The following is a 204-nucleotide window of genomic DNA, read 5'->3' as shown; positions in this document are numbered from 1 at the left end:
TTGGTGGAGCTAAACGGGATCGAACCGTTGACCTCTTGCATGCCATGCAAGCGCTCTCCCAGCTGAGCTATAGCCCCGATTTATCGCCTGGCGGCGGAGCAACACCGAAATGCTGCTTCTGTGAAACTGGCGTCCCCTAGGGGACTCGAACCCCTGTTACCGCCGTGAAAGGGCGGTGTCCTAGGCCACTAGACGAAGGGGACA

General features: G+C 58.8%; 2 tRNA genes. Both read right to left on the bottom strand.

The features are described from left to right. Window position 1: 1 nt before the first annotated feature. Window positions 2–77 (bottom strand) — tRNA-Ala (locus GHO25_RS26050). 50 nt (window positions 78–127) lie between these two features. After that, a tRNA-Glu gene (locus tag GHO25_RS26045) sits at window positions 128–203 on the bottom strand. Window position 204 lies beyond the last annotated feature (1 nt).

The organism is Pseudomonas sp. FSL R10-1350 (assembly GCF_009600525.1).
In the GTDB taxonomy this organism is placed as follows: Bacteria; Pseudomonadota; Gammaproteobacteria; order Pseudomonadales; family Pseudomonadaceae; genus Aquipseudomonas; species Aquipseudomonas helleri.
This window is presented reverse-complemented; position numbering and strand designations above follow the sequence as displayed.